The organism is Agromyces sp. LHK192, assembly GCF_004006235.1.
Taxonomy (GTDB): Bacteria; Actinomycetota; Actinomycetes; order Actinomycetales; family Microbacteriaceae; genus Agromyces.
Genome location: NZ_CP034753.1, coordinates 872,294 through 887,451, shown reverse-complemented (window position 1 = coordinate 887,451; position 15,158 = coordinate 872,294). Strand labels below are relative to the sequence as shown.

Genomic DNA, 15,158 nt, shown 5'->3' with positions numbered 1-15,158 from the left:
CGGCGGCGCGGGAGGCCGCCGAGGCGCAGGCAGACGTCGGCGGAACACGGCAGCGCGAACGGCCGCATATGCCGCCGCGCTGTATACCGTTGCACTGTATATCGGCAGACTGTACAGTTGGCCGATAGAGGAGGTGCCACGTGAACCGCAACCCGCTGCTGCCGCTCACCGAGACGGTGCACTACATCCTGCTCGCGCTCATCGAGCCGGGTCACGGGTACGCGATCATGGCGCGCGTCGAGTCGATGAGCGACGGCGCGGTGCGCCTCGCCCCCGGCACGCTCTACGGCGCCCTCGAGACGCTCGTGAAGCAGGGCCTGATCGTCCGCGTCGAGAGCGCCGACCCGCGCCGCAAGGTCTACCGCATCACCGAGGCCGGGTTCGGCGCACTCGCGCAGGACGCCGATCGCATGGCGCACATGCTGCGGGTGTTCGAGCAGATCCGAGGAGGCGCAGGATCATGAAGGTGCTGAAGTTCTTCGTCGATTTCGACAAGGAGGAGGCCTGGCTCAACCGCATGGCCGCCGACGGGCAGCTCCTCGTCGGCGCGAGCGTGCGGTACCGGTTCGCACCCATCGCTCCCGGCAGCGCCGTCGTGCGCGTCGACTACCGCGACTCGATGAGCGCGGCCGACTTCGCCGACTACGTGACGCTCTTCGCCGACGCGGGCTGGCGCCACGTCGCCGGCTCCCGCTGGAGCGGGGCGCAGTACTTCACGTCGTTCACCGGCGACGCGAACGCCGACATCTTCTCGGATGCCGCGTCGAAGGCGCAGCGGTACCGTCGCGCGATGGGCGTCACCGGAGCGATCCTGGCGTCGTTCGCGCTCTTCGTCTTCGTGCTCGGGATGCAGGGGTCGCTCGCGCCCGATCAGCTCTACCTCACGCCGGGGCTCTGGGAGAAGCAGGGGTGGTCGTTCGTCGGCGCGTTTCTCTTCGAGACGCCCTTCGCGCTGCTGCGGACCGCGCCCCTGCTCATGCTGCTCGCATGCGCCGTGCTGGCCGTGCAATTCGCGTACCAGTCCGTGCTCTACCGGCGCGCCCTCCGCGCCGAGCCGCACTGACCCGGAACCGTCTCGTCACTCCTCCGTCTGCGCGCCCGCCCTGGGGCCCCGCAGCAGTCGAGTGAGGGGGCCGTCGGCCAGGAACAGCAGGAACGCGAACGAACCGGTCCACGGCGCGAGCAGCACGACCGCGCCCGAGATGATGAGCGCGCTGAGCGACCCGCGGCCGAAGGCCGCGACCTCGGCCGCCGTGAGATCGGGCAGCAGGTCCTGTCGGCGGCGCGCTGCCCACGCCCACTGCAGCCAACTGCTCAGGATCGCGAGGAAGAAGACGACCGGCATCGCCAGGCGGCCCGCGAAGTAGTCGGAATAATCGGTCGTCAGGTTCGTCGCGAACGGCACGAGTGCGACGAACAGCAGTCGCGCGTTGTTCAGCCAGATCATCGTCGAGTCCACGCGGGTGATGTGCTCGAACTGGTCGACGTGCGTCATCCAGAGCAGGCACAGCAGCACGAAGCTCAGCGCGAAGTTCAGGAACAGCTGGCTCATGCCGCCGACGGCCGCCCACATCTCGGCATCCGACGACACCTCGCCGAGCGAATGGGTCGTCAGGTCGAGCACGAGCAGGGTCGCCGCGATCGCGAACACGCCGTCGGTGAACGCCTCGACCCGGATCGTGCGCTTCGTCGCGGCCGGATGCCGCCGCTGCCTGATCATGCGGACATGGTAACGACGGCGCGCCCGGCTGAGCGGGCGCCGCGCGCACGCCTGCCGCCGAACTACGCTTCGAACGTCATCCCGCGCTCGGCGAGCGCCGCCTCGAGGAGCCGGATCGCCTTGGGCCCGACACCGTGCATGGCGAGCAGCGTCGAGCGTCCGGTGGCCGCGACCTGCTCGAGCGTGGTGATCCCGGCCTCGAGCAGGGCGCTGTTGGCCGGGCGGCCGATCGGCGGGAGGTCGCCGATCTGCGCCGGGATGTGCGCGGTTCCCATGCGTCGAGGCTATTCCGACGCGACGCAGGTCGCCACCGGCGACAGGCTCGGTCGGGGTGCGGGCGCCCGCCCGTACTCCGGTGCGCCCCTCGGACACACCGGTGAACGGGCGACGATCGGCGGCGTGCCGCCGCGAAGGTCCGGAGATCGGGCAGCACGCAGCGGCCGGGCACGCTGCGACCTCAGTCGACCAGCGCTCCCGCGGTCAGGTTCGCGATGCCGCCGGTCATCGACGCGGCGCGGTCGGATGCCGCGAACGCGAGGTACTCGGCGACCTCGTCGAGCACGGGCAGGCGGCCGAGCAGCGTCGTGGACTCGAGGCCGTCCCACCAGTCGTCGAGGGTTCCGCCGCCGCCGTCGGCGATGCGCCCGAACATGTCCATCGTGTACGACTCCGAGGCGTCTCGGAACGCGTGCGGTCTCACGCACACCACGCGGACGCCGCCGGGGCCGAGCTCGCCCGCGAGCGCTCGCGAGAACCCCTCCAGCCCGGCGCTCTGCGCCGCGTTGCCGATGAGTCCGCGCCCGGTCAGCCGGGCGCCGGGCGTCGAGATCGTGAGGATCACGCCGTGGCCCTGGGCCAGCATGACGCGCGACGCCGCCTTCGCGGTCACGAAGTTCGTGGTGAGGTATCCGACCGTCGGATGCAGGTAGTCCTCGAGCGACGTGTCGGCGATCGCAAGGCCCTGCACGTGGTCGAAGCCGACCGCGTTGAGGGCGATGTCGACCGTTCCGGCCTCCATCGCGACCGCGTCGACGTGCGCGTCGACCTCGTCCTGCCGCATCGCGTCGACGACGGCGATCGAGACCTCGGATGCCCCCGCGTCCCGCGCGGCGGCCGCGGCCCGTTCGAGTCGGGGCAGGCTGCGTCCGGCCAGGTGCAGTCGGGCGCCCTCCCGTGCGAAGACGCGCGCGGTCGCAGCGCCGATCGATCCCCCGCCGCCGTGGATGACGGCGACCTTCCCGTCGAGCAGCATCACGCCGCCTCCTCCCCATAGGTGTGCGCGTAGCGGTCGAGGATCTCGGTCCAACCCGCGCGGTGCTTGCCGGCCGACTCCTCGTCGGGCAGCAGTTCGTGGCGCACGGCGACGAGCGTGGCGTCGTCGTCGGGCGTGAAGGTCACGTGCACGACCGAGTCGACGCCCACGGTGTGCTCCGATCGCCAGGTGAAGTCGAGTGCGTGCGGCCGGTCGATGCGCAGGTAATCCCCGAGGTGCACGACGTCGCCCGTCGGGCCCGACATCGTGATCGAGAAGCCCCCGCCGACGCGCGGCTCGGCGACCACGACGGGCGTGCCGTCGCCGGGGCGGCGCATCCACACGGCGAGCGCGACCGGGTCGAGCCAGGCGTCGAAGAGCCGCTCGGCCGACGCCCGGATGCGCCGGCTGACGAGCACCGCGCCGGTCATCGCGCCACTCCCCCGTCGTCGCGGGCGTCGCCTGTCGCACCGGACGCTTCGGCGACCTCCGATGCGCCCGCGCGCTCGGATGCCTCCGCGACCCCGGATGCCTCCGTGACCGCGGTTGCCTCCGTGTCGAGCATGTACGCTTCGAGCGCCTCGAGCCGGTCCTCCCAGAAGGCGCGGTAGCGCTGCATCCACTCGACGGCATCGCCGAGCGCCTCGGCGCGGAGCGACAGCACGTGGTCGCGGCCACGCACCTCGCGCCGCACGAGCCGGGCGCGTTCGAGCACCTTGATGTGCTTGCTCGTGGAGTTCAGCGAGATCGGGAACGCGCTGGCGAGGTCGGTGACCCGTGCGTCCGAGACCAGGAGCCGGTCGAGGATCGCCCGCCGCGTGGGGTCGGCGACCGCGCCGAGCACGGCATCCAGATGATATTCACCCATGCGGGTGAATATAGGCGGCCGCTTCGCCCGCGTCAATCACTTGTCGAGGACCCCTCGAAGATTCGATCCACATCGAAACACTCACGGCGACGGATGCCCCGGCGCGAACCTGAGACCACGGCGGACCTCGCCGGACGACCTGAGGAGGACACCATGCCCAGCGCCACCTACTCCACCGAGATCACCCTCGCCCCCACCGGCGGCGCCGAGCTGCCCGAGGTCGTCGACGGCGACTCGTTGCTGCTCGGCCCCACCAGCCGCACCCGCCGGTTCGTCGGCGCCGAGCACGGCGCGGGCGTCTCCTACTTCTCAGTGGACAACGAGCCCGGCGAGGGCCCGGGCCTGCACTGGCACCCCTACACCGAGACGTGGGTGCTCATCGAGGGCACTGCGCGCATCCGCATCGGCGAGCGGTCGTTCGTCGCGAACGCCGGCGACACCGCGACCGTGCCCGCCGGCGTCTGGCACGGCTTCACGAACATCGGAGAGGGCCGGCTCAAGGTGATCTGCATCCACGCGTCGGCGGTCATCATCCAGACCTGGGCCGAGGAGGGCTGAGCGGTAGGCCGTCGCCGGCCCATCGTCGACCGCAGGGCCATTCGCGTGCGACTTCCTCCCATGCGTGCGACATGTTCGACGCACGCATGGGAGAAACCCGCACGCGGAGACGAAACCCGCACGCGTGGATGCGGGTGATGTCAGCGGCTCGGGTCGGCTGCGCCGGGCTCGTCGGATGCCGCGCCGGCCTCGAGCGCGCGGCGGCGCTCCCACTCCTCGATCTCACGGTCGAGGTCGGCGATCTGCTCCTCCGTCGAACGGCTGTCGACCGGGTACCGCGGCTCGGCCGGCGCCGGCGCGGCATCCGTCGTCGGCCGCGCGGGCCGGCGTCGGCGCGGCGCGAACCCGCCGGCGTCGTACTCTCGCCCGATCGTGAACCACAGGATCGAGCCGATGAGCGGCAGGAACACCACCAGGAGCACCCAGACGATCTTCGGCAGGTGCTTCACCTGCCAGTCGTCGCGGCGGATGATGTCGACGAGCGCGATCACGAGGACGGCGAGGATCAGCAGCGTCAGCACTGGCATACCGGGCAGCCTAGCGATCGGCCGCCCGATTCGGTCCGGCGTTCACGTTCGGTCCCGGCGCTCACGTGCGAGTGCGCTCGCCGAGCGTTCGCAGCCGATCGGCGTCGATCGATCCGGCGGCGGCCGTGAACACGATGAGGTCGTGGTCCTCGGCCTCATCGCGCAGCACCTGCCTCCGCAGCACGATCCTGCCGACATCCGGGTGCTCGACCCGTACGATCCGCGACCGCGGCGCCGACCGCTGCGCGCCGACGCCGGTCGCCTCCGCCCACAAGCCCGCGAACTCGGTGCTCGCCCGATGGAGCAGCCGCACCAGCGAACCGGCGGGTGCTGCGGCCGGTCCGTCCGTCGCGCTCCGCAGCCGGTCGACGAACTCGCGGCCGAGTCCGACCCGGTCCTCGGGCGCGTACCGCTCGCGAACCTCGGGATGCAGGAACCAGCGGTAGACGAGGCTGCGGTCCTCTCGCCGGAACCCCGACTCATCGCCGAACACGGCCACGGCGAGCGACGACTGGCGGATGGTCTCGCCGAGTCCGGTCCTGATCACCGCGGGTACGTCACCCAGACGCTCGAACACGGTGCGCAGGCCGATGTCGACGTGCGCCCGACCCGAACCGTGCCGCGGCGGTTCGACGCCGGCGGCACGGAAGAGTTCGTCGCGCTCCTCGGTCGAGAACCGCAGGCCGGCCGCGATCGATGCGAGCATGCGCGGACTCGGGTGCGGGCCGCGCTGCTGCTCGAGGCGACTGAGGTAGTCGGCCGACATGCGGCAGAGCTCGGCCGCCTCCGCTCGGCGGAGTCCCGTCGCGCGACGACCCGGTCCACGCTCGAGTCCTACGTCCTCGGGCTGCAACGCCTCACGGCGGCCCCGCAGCATCCGTGCCAGCGCCGCCCGGTCCATCCGCCCTCCGTTCGCCGTCGAACCGCCCGTCGACCCTGGGAATCCACAGCGCAGGCTGCTCACCTGAGCATGGAAGCGCTTGCAATCCGAGGGTAGGACTGACACCAAGCTAGCGATTGTCGGGGGCGGTTGTCACGCCATACCGTGAGCCCCGGACGCGGCGTCGCGTCCGCATGCACCGTCGCATGATCACCGAGTGGTCAAGGGACGTCGATGTCTCGAGGCCACCCTGAAGTCTGGAAGTCTCCAATGCCGTCGACATTCCCTCACCCGGACACCCACGCGCCGGGACAACGCAAACGCTTGCAAGCACCCGCGATGCTCGCGGTCTGGGCACTCCTCGCCAGCCTCATCGCCCTCGGCGCGTCGTTCGCCACGACCAGCCAGGCGAACGCCGCGGCATCCGGCCCCAAGGACACCACCGCGGTGATGTTCTCCTGGACCTGGAACGCGATCGCCCGCGAGTGCACCGACAACCTCGGCCCGGCCGGATACGGGTACGTGCAGACCTCGCCGCCGCAGGAGCACGTGCAGGGCCCCGAATGGTGGACGTACTACCAGCCCGTGAGCTATCGGATCGAATCGCGTCTCGGCACCCGCGCCGAGTTCGAGTCCATGGTCGACACCTGCCACGACGCCGGCGTCAAGGTGATCGCCGACGCCGTCATCAACCACATGTCGGGCAAGAGCGCGGGCGGCACCGGATGGGCCGGCTCCACGTTCCAGCACTACGACTACCCCGGCATCTACCAGTCCCAGGACTTCCACTCCTGCCGCCGCGACATCGCGAACTACCAGAACCGGTGGGAGGTGCAGGAGTGCAACCTCGTCAACCTCTCCGACCTGAACACCTCGTCGAACCACGTCCAGCAGCGCATCGCGGACTACCTGAACGACCTCGTCGCGCTCGGCGTCGACGGGTTCCGCATCGACGCCGTCAAGCACATCGCGGCATCCGACATGCAGGGCATCCTCTCGAAGGTGAACGACCGCGCGCGGCTGTACCTCGTGCAGGAGGTCATCCGCGCCAACGAGCCCATCCAGCCCGAGGAGTACACCTCGTACGGCGACATCCACGAGTTCGCGTTCGCACGCAAGCTCAAGGAGGCCTTCGGCGGCGGCACGATCAACTGGCTCGTCTCCCCGACCGGCATCGGTCCGGCGTGGTCGGGCTTCCTCCCGCAGCAGAACGCCGCCGTCTTCGTCGACAACCACGACACCGAGCGCAACGGCGAGACGCTGAGCTACAAGGACGGGTCGGCCTACGACCTGGCCCAGGTCTTCACGCTCGCGTGGAACTACGGATCCCCCTCGATCCACTCGGGCTACCAGTTCTCGAACAAGGACGCCGGGCCTGCCCTCGCCGGCAACGGCGAGGTGATCGACCCCGTCTGCGGCCAGAACGGCTGGACCTGCAAGCACGCGCAGACCTCGATCGAGAACATGGTCGGGTTCCGCAACGCGACGTCCGGCACCGCCGTCGTGAACACCTGGACCAACGGCTCGAACGCGATCGCCTTCGGCCGCGGCGACAAGGGGTACGTGGTCATCAACCGCGGCGGCGGCTCGGTCGACCGGACCTTCCAGACGTCGCTGCCCGCCGGCACGTACTGCAACGTCGTGACCGGTCTGCCGACGGCGAGCGGATGCTCCGCCGGCACGGTGACCGTCGGCGCCGACGGCCGCTTCACCGCGAACATCGGCGGCAACCAGGCCCTCGCGATCCACGCGGGCGCGAAGTCCGGCTCGACGACGACCCCCACGCCGACGCCGACGCCGACGCCGACCCCGACGCCTGGCTCGTCGATGAAGGTGTACTACTCGATCGCCGACCGCGGCTGGGGCACCGCGAACCTGCACTACCGCGTCGGCACCGGCGCCTGGACCGCCGTACCCGGCGTCGCCATGACCGCCGCCTGCACCGGCTGGGTCTCCAAGACGGTCGACCTCGGCGCCGGCACCGCGATCACCGCGGCCTTCAACAACGGCTCGGGCACCTGGGACAACAACGGCGGCAGGGACTACGCGCTCGCGGGCGCGGTCGTCACCGTCAAGGGCGGGGCCATCGGCACGACCGATCCCTGCACCACCACGCCCACGCCGACCCCCACTCCCACGCCGACCCCCACGCCCACGCCGTCCCCGGTCGTGGACGCCGTGCGCATCACCTACAAGCCGGCGGCAGGCTGGTCGACCACGAACATCCACTACCAGATCGGCACCGGCAGCTGGACGACCGTCCCTGGCGTCCCGATGACGGCGGCGTGCACCGGTTGGGTGACCAAGACCATCGACATCGGCAGCGCGTCTGGCATCACCACGGTGTTCAACAACGGCTCCGGCACGTGGGACAACAACGCGGGCAGGAACTACACCATCGCCGAGGGCGCCTGGCAGCTCTCGAACGGCACGCTCACCGCAGGCTCGCCGTGTCCGGACGAGCCGGTGGAGCCCGAGCCGCCGGTCACGACGCCGACGACGCCCGCCGGTCTCACCGCCACGCCCGACTCGACGTCGCAGATCACGGTGGCCTGGCAGGCGTCGACCGATGACGAGGGCATCGCCTCGTACGAGCTCGAACGCAGTGGCGGGCCGACCGGCACGGCGGTCTTCACCGTGACCGGTGCCACGACCCGCGCCGACGCCGGGCTGATCGCCGGCACCGCGTACTCGTACCGGGTGCGCGCGATCGACACCGACGGGCAGCCCTCGGCGTGGTCGGCGGCGGTGCCCGCCCGCACGACGAGCGCCACGACTCCCGTCGCCACGGGCGAGCCGCTCGGAGGAGACCCCCGTGAGGACTCGATCTACTTCATCATGACCGCGCGGTGGAACGACGGGGATGCGAGCAACAACCGCGGCGGCTCCCAGCACGTGAAGTCGGGCAACGCCGCGAATGCGGACCCGATGTTCCGCGGCGACTTCGCCGGGGTCATCGACAAGCTCGACTACATCAAGGGCCTCGGGTTCTCGGCGATCTGGATCACGCCGGTGGTGCTGAACCGGTCGGACTACGACTTCCACGGGTACCACGGCTGGGACTTCTTCCGGGTCGATCCGAGGCTGGAGTCCGAAGGTGCGTCGTACCAGGAGTTGATCGACGAGGCGCACGCACGCGGCATCAAGATCTACCAGGACGTCGTCTACAACCACTCGTCGCGCTGGGGCGCCAAGGGACTCTTCGTGCCGACCGTGTGGGGGGCGCGCGACGGCCAGTGGGACTGGATGTACTCGCAGCAGCAGCCCGGGCGCGAATACGACCCGATGCTCGAGCACGACGGCGCCGATCCGTCGCTCACCGCCGCGCAGAACGCGCTCGCGAAGGGTCGCCCCTACAACGGCGACCTGTGGTCGGCGACGCCTCCGGCGGGCAACACGTGCGCGAACTTCGGCACGGCGACGCAGTACAAGAGCCCCGAGGGCTTCACCATCCGCAACTGCCAGTGGCCGTCGCCGACGTCCGGCATGTTCCCGAAGGAGTCCTACCACCAGTGCTGGATCGGCAACTGGGAGGGCAAGGACGCGCAGGACTGCTGGCTGCACGACGACCTGGCCGACTTCAACACCGAGAGCGCCGCCGTGCAGGAGTACCTGATCGACGCCTACAACTCGTACATCGACATGGGCGTGGACGGGTTCCGCATCGACACGGCCGTGCACATCCCCCGCGTCATGTGGAACCGGCACTTCCTGCCGGCGATCCGGGAGCACGCGACCGAGGTGCACGGCGAGAAGGGCGAGGACTTCTACGTCTTCGGCGAGGTCGCGTCCTTCGTGCACGACAAGTGGAACCGCGGCTCGGTGAACCACTCGGCGCAGTTCTACACGTGGAAGGAGCGGCGCGAGTACTCGCTGGACGACGTGGTCGCCGCGGCCGAGCAGTTCCAGTACGAGAACCTGCAGGGCAGCGGCAACCAGCCGACGTCCGACAACGCGTTCCTCACCGGCTCGGGCGGCAACACGTACCACGCACCCGACCACTCGAAGTTCTCGGGAATGAACGTGATCGACATGCGCATGCACATGAACTTCGGCAACGCGTCGAGCGCATTCCACAACGGCAAGGACTCCGACGACTCGTACAACGACGCCACGTTCAACCCGGTGTACGTCGACTCGCACGACTACGGGCCGAACAAGTCGACCGTGCGGTACGACGGCGGCACGTCGGCGTGGGCCGAGAACATGAGCCTGATGTGGACGTTCCGGGGCATCCCGACGCTCTACTACGGCTCGGAGATCGAGTTCCAGGCGGGCAAGCCGATCGACTGCGGGCCGACCTGCCCGCTCGCCACGACCGGTCGCGCCTACTTCGGCGACCACCTCGACGGTTCCGTGGTCGCGAGCGACTTCGGCGTCGTCTCGTCGGCGTCGGGTGCGGTCGCGCAGACGCTCGCCTCGCCGCTCGCGGAGCACGTGCAGACGCTCAATCGCATCCGCCGCGCGGTGCCCGCGCTCCAGAAGGGGCAGTACTCCACGACGGGCGTCCAGGGGGACATGGCGTTCAAGCGGCGGTACACGGATGCCGCGACGGGCGTCGACAGCTTCGTGCTGGTGACCGTGTCGAACAGTGCGACCTTCAGCGGCATCCCGAACGGCACCTACACCGACGCGGTGACCGGTGACGTGAAGGTCGTCGCGAACGGCACGCTGACCGCCTCGGCCGGCGGGCAGGGCAACCTGCGCGCCTACGTACTGGCGCTGCCCGGCAACCCGGCCCCCGGCAAGGTCGGCTCGGGGAGCGACTTCCTGAAGTGAGCCGAATCACCCCGTGACGCGGCCGATGGGGCCGGGCGGATCGCCCGGCCCCATCGCCGTCTCACCTCGGCGGCGCCGGCCGCGCACCGTACGCGGCGAGGAACACGCCGACGGCGTGCGCGACGTGCGCGGAGCGCTCCGCGGGCGACGGGATGCCCCCGTCGCCGAGCAGCATGGCCCGGTTGATCGGGTCGCCCATGACGAGCCAGTTGAACTGCCCGGCCGCGACGGATGCCTCGTCGAACGCGAGCAGCCCGGCCTCGCGCAGCCGTTCGAACGCATCGGCCAGCGCGAGGATCGCCCGTGCCGGGCCGCGTTCGTACAGCGCCGAGGCGAGCTCGGGGAATCTCCCGACCTCGCCGATGACCAGCCGGCGCAGCTGCAGCAGCTTCGGCGTCATCACGATCTCGAGCTGCCGCTCCGCGTACGACTCGAGGTAGGCACGCACGTCGTCGACGTCCGACGTGTCGAGCACGTCGTGGTGCACGGCATCGCCGGCGGCATCCGTCATCGACGTGACGAGCTCGACGAAGAGCGCCTCCTTGCTGCCGAAGTGCTTGTAGACGGTCTGCTTCGAGACCTGCGAGCGGGCGGCGAGCTCGTCCATGTTGGTGCCGAGGTACCCGCCCGCGAGGAACATCTCCTCGGCCGCGACGAGGATCGCGCGGTGCTTGCGCGCGGTGCGGCCCGCGGGCTCCGGCGGCCTGGCGGTGGCGGAGGTCTCGACGGTCGTGGACGTCTCGGCGGTCGGCTCGGCTTCGGCGGGCGGGGTCGGCATGCAGCTCCCTTGACGTTGAGTACTGGTCAGTCTAGTCTCGTTCAAACGGAACTATACGGTCTAGTTTGATTGTGAGTGCATCATGAGCGAGTTCGTCACCACCCCCGCCGGCGACCGGGTCGCCTTCGACCGGCGCGGAACGGGTCCGGCGCTGGTCTTCGTCGCCGGCGCCGGCCCCTACCGGGCCATCGATCCGTGGACCACCGAGACCGCCGAGCTGATGGCCGAATCCGGGGTGCAGACGATCGTCTACGACCGCCTCGGCCGCGGCGAGAGCGAGGCATCCGGTCGCATCGACCTCGACCGCGACCTCGAGAGCCTCGCGGCCGTGATCGAGACGGCAGGCGGCAGCGCCGTGCTGTGCGGGCACTCGTCAGGGTGCTCGATCGCGCTCGCGGCGGCGGTGCGGGGCGTCCCGGTCACTGGCCTCGTCCTGTGGGAGCCGCCGTTCGGAGCCGTCGACGGCGGCGCGCGCGAGTGGGCGGCGGAGGTCGAGCGACGCATGGACGCCGGCGACCTCGAGGGCGCGCTCGAGCACTACATGAAAGACATGCCACCGGAGTGGCTCGCCGGCATGCGCCAGTCGCCCGACTACCCGCTGTTCCGCTCGCAGGTCGTGAGCTACCGCGCCGACGGCCAGTCGCTCGCGTGGGTGGAGTCCGCACCGCTCGCCGACCTGTTGCGCGATGTGCGCGTGCCTCTCGAGGTACTGCTCGGCACCGAGACGTTCCCCGAGCTGTTCGCCGCGGCGGAGGCGATCGCCGCCGCCGTCCCCGGCGCGACCTGGAAGCAGATCGCGGGCGCCGACCACTCGTGGGACCCGGCGACGATGGCCGCCGAGCTCACCGCGTTCGTCTCGGAAGCGGCGGCGCGCGCTGCTCGGTGAGGGGCGGTCGACCGGCCGGATGGCACCGGCCCGCACGAGGATCAGGTGCGCGAGCCGGCGCCGTCGACCTCGTCGGCATGGGGCGCTGCCGTTGCGGCCGACGCGCGCTCGCGCTCCCATTCCGCGATCTCGCGCTCGAGTTCCCTGACCTGCTCCTCGGTCGAGCGCGTCGAGGGGATGTACTCGATCTTCGGACGCACCGGCTTGGGCTTCGGTGCCGCCCGGTGGCGCCGCCGACCTCTGGCGCGGGGGGCGAGGGGAATGCGGATCCAGGCCGTCGGCCGCGCCGACTGGTGCTCCGACGCCGGCTCGGGCTCAGCGGCTGCGGGCTCCGGCTCCGCGGCGGCGGGCTCGGGCTCCGCGGCGGGTTCGGGCTCCGCGGCCGGCTCGGACGCGACGACGTGCTCCGGGTCCGCCGAGCGCTCCGTCGGCGACTCCGGCGCCGTCACGTGTGCCCGGTTCGTCGCGGAGTCCGTGGTGCGCGATCGCGCGTGCTCATGCGGCCCGACCGGCGCGTAGTCGCGACCGAAGAGGAACCAGAGCCCCGGCCCGAGCATGGGGACCACTGCGACGACGAGCATCCAGGTGCTCCGCGGATACCGCTTCACCTGATGGTCTTCGCGCGTGACGATGTCGATGAGCCCGATCGCCATCACGGCGAGGACGAGGGTCAGCATCGGCATCGTTCCAGACTATCGAGCGGCGGGGCCGGCGGATGGGTCCCGCCCCCGCCTGTGGATCGCACGCGAGGCATCCGGTGGGCGCGGCGCCTGCCGGATGTCGGTGGCCGCCGCGAGACTGACGGCATGCCGATCGAGGTGCGCCCGGCGACGAGCTTCGCCGACGTGAAGACGATGGTCGGGCCGAAGCGCCCCGACGCGAACGTGTGCTGGTGCCTCAGCTATCGCATCCCGTCGAAGGAGAACCTCGCCCTGAAGGGCCCCGAGCGGGGCGAGCGGGTGCGACAGCTGGTGCGGCACAAGATCCCGCCCGGCGTGCTCGCCTACGACGGCGGCGACGTCGTCGGCTGGGCCGCCGTGCACCCGCGCGCAGACACGTCGTTCGCCAGGAACCGCAAGATCCCGCACGTCGACGACGTCGACGTCTGGTCGGTCTGGTGCATCCGGGTGAGGCCGGGCCATCGCGGCGAGGGCCTCTCGCACCGGCTGCTCGCGGGCGCCGTCGACTTCGCGCGAGACCACGGTGCGCCGGCGATCGAGGGCTACCCGGTCGACAACAGCGGCGAGCGGGTCGACCTGACGATGGCGTACGTGGGCACCCGGAAGCTGTTCGAGCGGGCGGGGTTCACCATGGCGGCCGGCACCGACTCGGTGCTCAACGGCTTCCCCCGCGTCGTGATGCGGCTCGACCTCGCTCGACCGGCGGGCTGAGTCGCGTGCCGCGCAGCCCTCGACACCCCGGCACTGCACCGCTATCTTCGACCCGTCACCGACGAGAGGATGACTCATGTCCACACCCCTGTCCGGCCCGGCCGCGTCGCAACCTTCCCCCCGCTTCGACGCCGAGGCACTGACGGCGCTCCGCACGCAGGTCGGCGGTCGGGTGATCCTTCCCGGCGATCCCGAGTATGACGCGGCACGCCGCCCGTGGAACCTCGCGATCGGCCAGCGCCCCGCGGCCATCGTGGAACCGGCCGACACCGATGACCTCGCGGCGACGCTCCGCATCGCCCGCGACGCCGGTGCAGGGGTGACGACGCAGCCGAACGGACACGGCGCCGACGGCGACCTCGAGGGTGTCGTGCTGATCCGCCCGACCGCCTTCGATGATCTCTCGGTCGACGTCGGGGCGCGGCGGGTCCGCATCGGCGCGGGCCTGAACTGGGGCGTGGTGCTGGCCGAGCTCGACGGAACCGGCCTCGTCGCCCTGGCCGGTTCGAACCCGGAGGTGAACGCCGTCGCGCTCGCCCTCGGCGGCGGCCAGTCGATGTTCAGCCGCCGCTACGGCCTGACCGCTCGATCCATCCTGTCGGTCGACCTGGTCGACGCCGCCGGCGAGCTCCGCATCGTGACCGACACGACCGACGCCGACCTGATCTGGGCGCTGCGCGGCGCCGGCGGGCACCTCGGCGTCGTCACCGCGATCGAACTCGCCCTCTACCCCGCCGAGCAGCTCTTCGGCGGCAGTCTGATGTTCGACGCCGAGCACGCCGAGGCCGTGCTCGCCGAGGCGGTGGCGCTCTCGCGCGACGAGCCGGAGCTCGGCCTCGATTTCGGCATGATGGCGTTCCCCGACGCCCCGATGGTGCCGGAGCCGCTTCGCGGCCGGATGGTGGCGACCGTCGCCGTCGTCCACGTCGGCGACGAGGCCGCCGGCCGCGCCCTCGTGCGACGGCTGACCGACCGCGCGGCGCCGTTCGCCGACACGCTCACGCCGTTCACGATCGGTGCGCTGGCCGCGGTCGCGGCCGAACCGATCGACCCGATGCCGATCGTGGACTTCGGCGGCGCACTCGACGTCTTCGACGACGGGTTCGTCCCCGACCTGGTCGCGGCCTTCCGGGCCGGGGCACCTCACGGGTTGATGCGCGTCAGCGTGCGGGCGATGGGCGGCGCGATCGCCGACGAGCTCGGCGCCGAGTTCGCGATCGTCGGCGCGCCGCAGTACTCGGGCCTGCTGAACTCCGGCGTCGTGCTCGCCGCTCCCGGGATCGACCCCGTCGCCGCGCTGGCGCCGCTGCGCGACCTCGTCGCACGCCACGGCATCGGCTCGGCCGTCCCCACGTTCCTCGGGGCGGGATCGACACTCGCCGACGCGTACGACGCCGAGCGCCTCGACCGCCTCGCCTCGGTGAAGCGACGCGTGGACCCCGGCGGGCTCATCCGCGGCAACCGCCCGCTCGGCTGACCACGGCGCAGGCCGGACGAACATCCCGTTCCCGGGCATCAC

Annotated in this window: 16 protein-coding genes; 7 read left to right on the top strand and 9 right to left on the bottom strand. The window is 71.0% G+C overall.

All coding sequences use genetic code 11. From position 1 onward, the window contains the following. Positions 1 to 140 precede the first annotated feature (140 nt). Together ELQ40_RS03905 and ELQ40_RS03900 are read left to right on the top strand one after the other, a co-directional pair. Complete coding sequence (locus ELQ40_RS03905; protein WP_127792504.1) at positions 141 to 464, top strand: PadR family transcriptional regulator; 324 nt, start codon at positions 141 to 143, stop codon at positions 462 to 464. Beyond that, on the top strand, positions 461 to 1,063 hold the full coding sequence (locus ELQ40_RS03900) for a DUF2812 domain-containing protein (protein ID WP_127792503.1): 603 nt from the start codon (positions 461 to 463) through the stop codon (positions 1,061 to 1,063). Before ELQ40_RS03905 ends, ELQ40_RS03900 begins: the two co-directional genes overlap by 4 nt. 15 nt (positions 1,064 to 1,078) lie before the next feature. On the opposite strand, the gene ELQ40_RS03895 is transcribed toward ELQ40_RS03900, so the two are convergent. The 5 genes from ELQ40_RS03895 to ELQ40_RS03875 all read right to left on the bottom strand — a co-directional run bounded on the left by ELQ40_RS03895 (position 1,079) and on the right by ELQ40_RS03875 (position 3,840). Next, entirely contained in the window at positions 1,079 to 1,720 is a 642-nt protein-coding gene (locus ELQ40_RS03895; RefSeq protein ID WP_127792502.1) for a TMEM175 family protein, read from the bottom strand. Between the two features lie 62 nt (positions 1,721 to 1,782). After that, a complete protein-coding gene (locus ELQ40_RS03890) occupies positions 1,783 to 1,995 on the bottom strand; it encodes a hypothetical protein (protein WP_127792501.1) in 213 nt (70 codons plus the stop codon). A 182-nt stretch (positions 1,996 to 2,177) separates the two neighbouring features. Next, positions 2,178 to 2,972 (bottom strand): SDR family NAD(P)-dependent oxidoreductase, encoded by a 795-nt coding sequence (locus tag ELQ40_RS03885; RefSeq protein WP_127795116.1) that lies wholly within the window; start codon positions 2,970 to 2,972, stop codon positions 2,178 to 2,180. Next, the gene (locus ELQ40_RS03880; RefSeq protein WP_127792500.1) at positions 2,972 to 3,403 is read right to left on the bottom strand and encodes an SRPBCC domain-containing protein; all 432 of its coding nucleotides are present in this window, start codon (positions 3,401 to 3,403) and stop codon (positions 2,972 to 2,974) included. The genes ELQ40_RS03885 and ELQ40_RS03880 overlap by 1 nt, the downstream gene beginning before the upstream one ends. Further along, complete coding sequence (locus ELQ40_RS03875) at positions 3,400 to 3,840, bottom strand: helix-turn-helix transcriptional regulator (protein ID WP_127792499.1); 441 nt, start codon at positions 3,838 to 3,840, stop codon at positions 3,400 to 3,402. Before ELQ40_RS03875 ends, ELQ40_RS03880 begins: the two co-directional genes overlap by 4 nt. Positions 3,841 to 3,993: 153 nt before the next feature. Here ELQ40_RS03875 and ELQ40_RS03870 point away from each other — a divergent pair, with 153 nt between their 5' ends. Continuing rightward, positions 3,994 to 4,398, top strand: a complete 405-nt coding sequence (locus tag ELQ40_RS03870; RefSeq protein WP_127792498.1) for a cupin domain-containing protein — start codon at positions 3,994 to 3,996, stop codon at positions 4,396 to 4,398. Positions 4,399 to 4,538: 140 nt separating this feature from the next. On the opposite strand, the gene ELQ40_RS03865 is transcribed toward ELQ40_RS03870, so the two are convergent. Beyond that, positions 4,539 to 4,925 (bottom strand): PLD nuclease N-terminal domain-containing protein, encoded by a 387-nt coding sequence (locus ELQ40_RS03865; protein WP_127792497.1) that lies wholly within the window; start codon positions 4,923 to 4,925, stop codon positions 4,539 to 4,541. 61 nt (positions 4,926 to 4,986) lie between these two features. Continuing rightward, a complete protein-coding gene (locus ELQ40_RS03860) occupies positions 4,987 to 5,802 on the bottom strand; it encodes a helix-turn-helix transcriptional regulator (protein WP_255424735.1) in 816 nt (271 codons plus the stop codon). A 342-nt stretch (positions 5,803 to 6,144) separates the two neighbouring features. Here ELQ40_RS03860 and ELQ40_RS03855 point away from each other — a divergent pair, with 342 nt between their 5' ends. Further along, a complete protein-coding gene (locus ELQ40_RS03855; RefSeq protein WP_127792495.1) occupies positions 6,145 to 10,584 on the top strand; it encodes an alpha-amylase family glycosyl hydrolase in 4,440 nt (1,479 codons plus the stop codon). 61 nt (positions 10,585 to 10,645) lie between these two features. Here ELQ40_RS03855 and ELQ40_RS03850 read toward each other — a convergent pair whose 3' ends face one another. After that, a complete protein-coding gene (locus tag ELQ40_RS03850) occupies positions 10,646 to 11,362 on the bottom strand; it encodes a TetR/AcrR family transcriptional regulator (protein ID WP_127792494.1) in 717 nt (238 codons plus the stop codon). Between the two features lie 82 nt (positions 11,363 to 11,444). Here ELQ40_RS03850 and ELQ40_RS03845 point away from each other — a divergent pair, with 82 nt between their 5' ends. Further along, positions 11,445 to 12,248 carry an alpha/beta fold hydrolase gene (locus tag ELQ40_RS03845; protein ID WP_127792493.1) on the top strand — a complete coding sequence of 268 codons (804 nt, stop codon included), beginning with the start codon at positions 11,445 to 11,447 and terminating at the stop codon, positions 12,246 to 12,248. A 41-nt stretch (positions 12,249 to 12,289) separates the two neighbouring features. Here the strand turns inward: ELQ40_RS03845 and ELQ40_RS03840 are convergent, their stop codons facing one another. Then, complete coding sequence (locus ELQ40_RS03840) at positions 12,290 to 12,931, bottom strand: PLD nuclease N-terminal domain-containing protein (protein WP_127792492.1); 642 nt, start codon at positions 12,929 to 12,931, stop codon at positions 12,290 to 12,292. A gap of 123 nt (positions 12,932 to 13,054) precedes the next feature. Between ELQ40_RS03840 and ELQ40_RS03835 the strand changes: the two genes are divergently transcribed. Both ELQ40_RS03835 and ELQ40_RS03830 read left to right on the top strand, forming a co-directional pair. After that, on the top strand, positions 13,055 to 13,639 hold the full coding sequence (locus ELQ40_RS03835) for a GNAT family N-acetyltransferase (protein WP_127792491.1): 585 nt from the start codon (positions 13,055 to 13,057) through the stop codon (positions 13,637 to 13,639). Positions 13,640 to 13,715: 76 nt separating this feature from the next. Beyond that, entirely contained in the window at positions 13,716 to 15,116 is a 1,401-nt protein-coding gene (locus tag ELQ40_RS03830; protein WP_127792490.1) for an FAD-binding oxidoreductase, read from the top strand. The last annotated feature ends 42 nt before the right edge of the window (positions 15,117 to 15,158 follow it).